Here is a 6,261-nt window from a genome sequence, read left to right as displayed (position 1 = left end):
AATGAAGCGCCGGCGGAGTCGCGCCCCGAGCCCGCGGCGGCACCGGCCGGTGAGCCGAGCCACGAGGCCGTCGGCATCGGCGTCGTGGACGGCTCGGACCACCACGGCCACGACGAAGGCCGCGACACGCTGACGGCGAGCCAGGCGCAGCAGACGCCCGGCGGCCTCGGCACCGAGCAGGAGCAGCGCCTGCCGGCCATGTCGCAGAACAACGCCTCCGACGTCGACAAGGTTGCGGGCATCGTCGCTCAGACGCGCTCCGATGTCGGCACCGAGCCCTTGGAGCGGATCGCGGAGGTGCTGCGCCAGCGCCTCAGCCAATCGGGGGTCGACCTTCCCGACAACGACATCGAGGAGCTCGCACGCCAGGTGTCGACCGGCGACGCCGACAGTCCGGCGGCACCGGGACGCGACGCCGTGGGGTGACACCGCGATTCACCACCCGTCGTGCACGCGCCCGGCCCTAGGCTGGGCGCGTGCACATGGAGGCGTTGTTCACCGCCGTCGCCGTCGGGTTCGAGGCGGTCGGCGCCGCCGCGATGATCGTCGGCTTCGTGATCGCCCTCGTGCTCGGAGCCCGTTCGCTTTCGCGCCACGAGGGCGGGCAGGCCGCGTTCACGGTGCTGCGCACCACGCTCGGCGCCGCGATCCTGCTGGGGCTCGAGGTGCTGGTGGCCGCGGACCTGATCCGCACGATCACCTCCAAGCCGTCCCTCGAGGACGCAGCGATCCTGGGTCTGATCGTGCTGATCCGCACGATCCTGTCGATCTCGATCCAGATCGAGATCGAGGGCACCCTTCCGTGGCGTCGCGCGCTGCTGCGCAGCGGCGGTCAGATGATCGGCGATGCCGTCGCGCGTGACCGCACGGCGGAGCAGCAGGCGTCAGCCGCGCGGGGATCCGCAACTGCGGACCCGCGCGCCGGCTGACGATCTAGGCGACCGCGCACACGGTGGTGCACTCTTCGGCCGCGTGCAGTCCGATCGGCCGCGGCCAGGCGACCCGCGCGGGGCGCGCGGCGACAGGGGCCGACAGCGTCCGGTGCGTGGCGGTCATCTTCCGCTCGCGAATCGTGGCGAGGATCGCGTGCTCGCGTTCCCGCGTCCAGGTGTCGTGGCGGTACTGCTGTTCGGCGGCGTATACAGCGAACATGGTTTCCTCCGTTGGTTCCGACAGAGTCAACCTACGCGGGGGCTCCGACATTGCCGGGTCGCGGCCGGATGGCAGGAATCCGTCGCAGTGCGGCGGTCCGGCGACAGCGCTCAGGCCTCTCCCGCGAACGTCCGGATGAGGCGGGCGGCGGGCGCGGCATCCCGGATCATCGTCTCGTGACCGTGGTCGGGCACCTCCGCCAGGCGCCCGTCGGGAAGCGTCGCCGCGACGCGGGCGCACCAGTCCGGCGGAGCCACCAGGTCGTCCTCGCCGCGCAGGACGAGCGCCGGCACGTGCGCGCGGGCGAGGACGTCCTCGGGGCGGTGAGCGAGCATGGCGCGGAACTTCGCGCGGATCCGCGGGCCCGCGTGGACGTACTCGCGCGCGCCGGCAGCGATCACGCGGGGACTCTCGACGGCGATGTCGCGGAGCAGCCGCCACAGCTGTCTCGGCGCCGTGCGGGCCGCGGGATCCACGGTGGGGCCGACGAGAACGATGCGGTCGACGACCGCGGGATGGCGCACCGCGACCTCGAGCGCGATCTGCGCGCCCATCGAATGCCCCACCACGACGGCGGGGACGTCGACCCGCTCGCGGAGATAGGCGGCCACGAGATCGGCCATGCGCTCGATGGTGAGCACGCGTGCGGGCTCGGGCGCCTCGCCGTAGCCGGGCAGGTCCAGGGCGATGACCTCGCCGTCGCCCAGGTGGCGGGCGAGGTCCGCGAAGACGGCGCGTCCCATGCCGATGCCGTGGACGAGCAGGTACACGCGCTCGCCGTGACCGCGGCGCTCGGCGATCATCGTCGCGCCGGCGTACGCGAACTCCTCGACCCTGGGCACGTCAGGCGGTGCCCGGCTGATCGCGCAGTCCGACGCGGTCCGGGATGTCGAAGTGCACGCGCGGGAGCCACGCCGACGGCTCCGGCCACGGACGGGACGCCGGGAGAGACCGCAGACGCGCCCGCAGCGCCGTGCCGGAGGCCTCGACCGGCAGCACCCGGGACGGCGCGTGATGAGCCAAGGCGCCGAGCCACCAGTGCCGCCAGGTGCCCTCGATCGCCTCGGGCCCGGCCCCCACGTAGTAGTCCGGCATGACCGCCTCACCCGACTCGAACAGCGACAGCAGCACGTCGACCTCGGTCTCGAGCGAGCCGAGGGTGCAGCGCTCCTCGTACAGCTCCACCCATGCGGCGGCGACGTGCTCGAGCGGATCGGCGTCGTGCACCACGTAGGGGGTGGACACCGAGGCGACCAGGTGCGCCGCGACGGCGGGCTGCGCCTCGCGCAGCGACAGCGCGACGAGGGCGGGAACGTCGGCCAGGCCCGTCAGCAGCTCGTCGCTGTCGGCACCGACGAGCGCCACGACGGTGGACCGGGGTGCGGTGTCTGCGTTGTGCGCCATGTCTCACGATACGTCGAACACGGCCTCGGTGGGTGGGTGCCCCGCCGACGTGCGGCCGGCACGTGAGCGCAGCGGCCCGCGCTGCGCCGCGGTGCCCCGTATCGGGCGCCCGCTGGTCCTCACTCCGCGCTCAGCACCACGGTCGACAGGTCGGCGCCGAAGGTGAAGCGGGCGTCGACCGCCCCGCCGCGCAGCACGCCCGGCAGCCACCGCGATGCATCGTCCCGCATGCGCCGATACGGCACCGCGTCCAGCGTGTACCAGCGCGGCGTGATCTCGTCGGTCTCGACGGGGTCGCCGACCCACCGCCGGCACACGAACACCGTCGAGCGCTGCGACCAGGCGGGCCGGGTCGGGAAGTGGTAGTCGATCGTGCCGGCGAGGTGCAGATCGGATGCCGCCACCCGCACGCCGACCTCTTCCATGACCTCGCGCACGGCGGCCTCCTCGGCGGACTCACCCGGGTCGAGCTTGCCGCCGATTCCGACGATCCTGCCCTGACCGAGCCCGGTGCGCTTGTCGCCCAGGAGCACCTCGGCGCCCGCCGGACCGCGTCGCAGCAGATAGACGACGCAGACCTCGGGCAAGGACATGGATCGAGGGTACGCGCACGCCGGCCGGGCGATCGGGAACGCTGCGGTTCGCCGCCGCGCGGCCTGCCTCGCCGCGGATGTCAGGGGCCGAACGTACCGTGTGAGCATGCGGATCCTGCACACCTCGGACTGGCACATCGGGCGGTCGTTCCACGGCCACGCCACGCTCGATGCGCTGCGCAGTGTGCTCGATGCCCTCGTCCAGCAGGTGCGCGAGCATCGGGTCGACCTCGTGATCGTCGCGGGCGACGTGTTCGACTCCGCGACCCCGGCCGCGGGCGCCTACACGCTCCTCTCCGAGACGCTGCGGGGCCTCGCCGACGCGGGCGCAACCGTCGTCGTCACGAGCGGCAACCACGACTCCGCCGCGCGACTGGGGTTCCAGTCCGGGCTGCTGCGCGACGGTGTGCACGTGATCACCGAACCCGCGACCGTGGGGACGCCGGTCACCGTCACGGACGAGCACGGACCCGTCCACGTGTACGGCATCCCGTATCTCGAGCCGGTGCTGCTGCGCACCGTCTGGCCGGGGGTGCGCACCCAGGCCGACGTGCTGACGCACGCGATGGACCTCGTGCGCGCGGACGTGGCACGCCGCGGGGGGCGGTCGATCGCGGTCGCGCACTGCTTCGCCGCCGGCGTGGAGCCGACGCCGCACCTCGAGCGCGACATCCAGCAGGGCGGGCTCGACATCGTGCCGCTGTCGGCCTTCGAGGGCGTCGACTACATGGCGCTCGGTCACATCCACGGCCGCCAGCAGCTCTCGCCGCGCGTCCGGTACGCCGGCGCACCCCTGCACTACAGCTTCGACGAGGGGCACAAGCCCCGCGGATCATGGCTCATCGAGCTCGACGCCGACGGTCTCGCCGCCGACGGGGCCGCTGTGGAGTGGCTGCCGCTGCCGGTGCCCCGCGCCCTCGTGACACTGACGGCGACGCTCGATGAGCTGCTCGCCGACGAGCGCTTCGCCGGTCATGCCGGGGACTGGGTGCGCGCCGAGTACACAGACCCGCTGCCGCAGCGCGACCCGATGCGCCGGCTGCTCGCACGGTTCCCGCACTGCGCCGAGGTCCGCCACGCGCCGGTGGCAGCCCGCACCGCCGACGCGCGCACATACGCTCAGCGCGTGCGGACCGCGCGCAACGAAGCCGAGCTCGTCGACGCCTTCCTCGCCCACGTCCGGGACGGGGAGGGTGCCTCGGCGCGGGAGGCGGAGCTCGTCGGCGAGCTGCTGGACGAGCGCACCCGCGTGGAGGCCACGGCGTGAGGCTGCACCACCTCGAGCTCACCGGCTTCGGGCCGTTCCGTGAACGGCAGAGCGTCGACTTCGAGGCGTTCGAGCGCGACGGCATCTTCCTGATCGCCGGCCGCACGGGGGCCGGCAAGTCGAGCATCCTGGACGGCGTCTGCTTCGCGCTGTACGGCAGTGTTCCCCGCTACGAGTCGGGCGACAAGCGGCTGCGCAGCGACCACTGCGATCCGGAGGACCCGACCGAGGTGCGTCTGGAGTTCACCGTCGGAGACCGTCGCTGGCGGGTGACCCGAGCTCCGGAGTACCAGCGGCCGTCGCGCCGCGGCGGGGGACTCACGACCGAGCCCACGCGCGCCGAGCTGGAAGAGCTCGTCGGCGGCGTCTGGGTCGGCCGAGCCGGCAAACCCCGCGACGTCGGCTTGCTGCTCGACGAGGTGCTGGGGCTCAACGCCCAGCAGTTCCAGCAGGTCATCCTGCTCGCCCAGAACCGGTTCTCGCGCTTCCTGCTCGCCTCCGGCGCCGAGCGCCAGTCGCTGCTGCGGGCGCTCTTCGGCACCCGGCGCTACGAGGAGTACGCGCGCGAGCTGGGGGAGCGCAGCAAAGCTGCGCAGCACGAGCTCGACGCGCTCGGCGAACGGGCGCGCACCCTGCTCGACCAGGCGGAGCGCGTCATCGCGACGCAGGAGCCTGTCGCAGCGGAGCAGGGCGACGCGCCGCCGGTCGACCTGACGGCCCGCCGTGCCGCGGTCGAGCTCGGCGAGCAGCGCGCCCTGTACCGCCTCGACACGCTCGCGCGCGAGCGTGCGGCCGCCGACGACACCCGTGCAGTCGCCGAGGCCGCGCACGCAGAGCGGGTCGCCCTGGCGAAGGCCCAGCAGGAGCTCGGCCGCGCACACGAACGCCTCACGGTGCTCGAGGAGGCCGGGGGGCAGATCGCCGTCGACCGTCGTCGGCTGCAGCATGCCCGCGCGGCCGAGGTGCTGCGGGCGCCGCTCGAAACCGCGCTGGCCGCGGACGACGCGGCCGCGACGAGCAATGCCGCCGTCGCCTCGGCCGAGGCGGCGTGGCAGCGTGTCGCCGCTGGCAGCGGGGAGGAGGTCGTCGCCGACCTCGCCGAACTGGTGGAGCGCCTCACCGGCGACCTCGCGGTGTGGACCGCGGCGCTCACGCACGAGGCCGCCCTCGTCCAGGGCGAGGCGCAGGTGAGGGATGCCTCGACCGAGGCGACGCGGCTCGAGACCGACATCGTCGCCCTCGACGCGCAGCGTGCCCAGGTGCCCGCCGAGCTGGCCCGGCTGGACGCGGAGCTCGAGGCGGAGCGCGAAGCAGCGGCGCGGCGCGACCCCGCGCGGTCGCGACAGGAGGAGACGGCGAGCCGGCTCGCCGCGGCCGAGGAGGCGGCGCGGCTCGCCGCAGCGCAGCGGGAGGCCGAGATCTCGCACCGAGACGCGGCCGCTGCCGCCGCGACGGCAGCGGCGGCCGTCGCCCGGCTGCTGCAGCGTCGGCTGGATGGGTACGCCGGCGAGCTCGCGACGACGCTGGTCGACGGCGAGCCGTGCGCGGTCTGCGGCTCGACCGCGCATCCCTCGCCCGCCGAGCCGGCCGACGAACCGGTCACCGACGAGATGCTCGCCGCAGCCGAGGTCGAGCGCGACGCGACGGCACGTGACGAGCGCCGCGCGTCGGATGCCGCGAAGGCGGCGCGAGAGCGTCATGCCGAGGCCGCGGCGCGCGCCGGTGGACAGACCGTCGAGGTGCTGCGCACGCAGCTCGCCGCGGCGACCGAGGAGTTCGCCGATGCCGAGCGCGCGGCGAGGTCATCACGTCGCGCCACCGCGCGCTCGGCATCGGCGAACTCCT

General features: G+C 74.0%; 8 protein-coding genes. 4 read left to right on the top strand and 4 right to left on the bottom strand.

The genetic code is table 11. The annotated features are described in order from the left end of the window. Both ACI3KX_RS21595 and ACI3KX_RS21590 read left to right on the top strand, forming a co-directional pair. Positions 1-426 (top strand): hypothetical protein (locus ACI3KX_RS21595; protein ID WP_404911036.1); only part of this gene is annotated, 426 nt, incomplete at its 5' end. A gap of 56 nt (positions 427-482) precedes the next feature. Continuing rightward, complete coding sequence (locus ACI3KX_RS21590) at positions 483-929, top strand: DUF1622 domain-containing protein (protein ID WP_349429028.1); 447 nt, start codon at positions 483-485, stop codon at positions 927-929. Positions 930-933: 4 nt separating this feature from the next. Here ACI3KX_RS21590 and ACI3KX_RS21585 read toward each other — a convergent pair whose 3' ends face one another. From ACI3KX_RS21585 to ACI3KX_RS21570, 4 genes are all read right to left on the bottom strand, one after another. Further along, positions 934-1,152: a hypothetical protein gene (locus ACI3KX_RS21585; protein ID WP_404911035.1), complete on the bottom strand. Its 219-nt coding sequence runs from the start codon at positions 1,150-1,152 to the stop codon at positions 934-936. A 110-nt stretch (positions 1,153-1,262) separates the two neighbouring features. After that, entirely contained in the window at positions 1,263-1,994 is a 732-nt protein-coding gene (locus ACI3KX_RS21580; protein WP_404911034.1) for an alpha/beta fold hydrolase, read from the bottom strand. A 1-nt stretch (position 1,995) separates the two neighbouring features. After that, positions 1,996-2,556, bottom strand: a complete 561-nt coding sequence (locus ACI3KX_RS21575) for a hypothetical protein (RefSeq protein ID WP_404911033.1) — start codon at positions 2,554-2,556, stop codon at positions 1,996-1,998. A 119-nt stretch (positions 2,557-2,675) separates the two neighbouring features. After that, a complete protein-coding gene (locus ACI3KX_RS21570; protein WP_404911032.1) occupies positions 2,676-3,149 on the bottom strand; it encodes an 8-oxo-dGTP diphosphatase in 474 nt (157 codons plus the stop codon). Positions 3,150-3,255: 106 nt separating this feature from the next. Here ACI3KX_RS21570 and ACI3KX_RS21565 point away from each other — a divergent pair, with 106 nt between their 5' ends. After that, positions 3,256-4,416, top strand: coding sequence for an exonuclease SbcCD subunit D (locus ACI3KX_RS21565; RefSeq protein WP_404911031.1), 1,161 nt, complete (start codon positions 3,256-3,258; stop codon positions 4,414-4,416). After that, positions 4,413-6,261, top strand: a 1,849-nt coding sequence (locus tag ACI3KX_RS21560; protein WP_404911030.1) for an AAA family ATPase, incomplete at its 3' end; no start/stop codon positions are given. The genes ACI3KX_RS21565 and ACI3KX_RS21560, both read left to right, overlap by 4 nt.

This window comes from Microbacterium sp. ZW CA_36 (assembly GCF_044987475.1).
GTDB lineage: Bacteria > Actinomycetota > Actinomycetes > Actinomycetales > Microbacteriaceae > Microbacterium.
The sequence above is the reverse complement of the archived record's forward strand: the minus strand, read 5'-3'. Positions and strand labels throughout refer to the sequence as shown.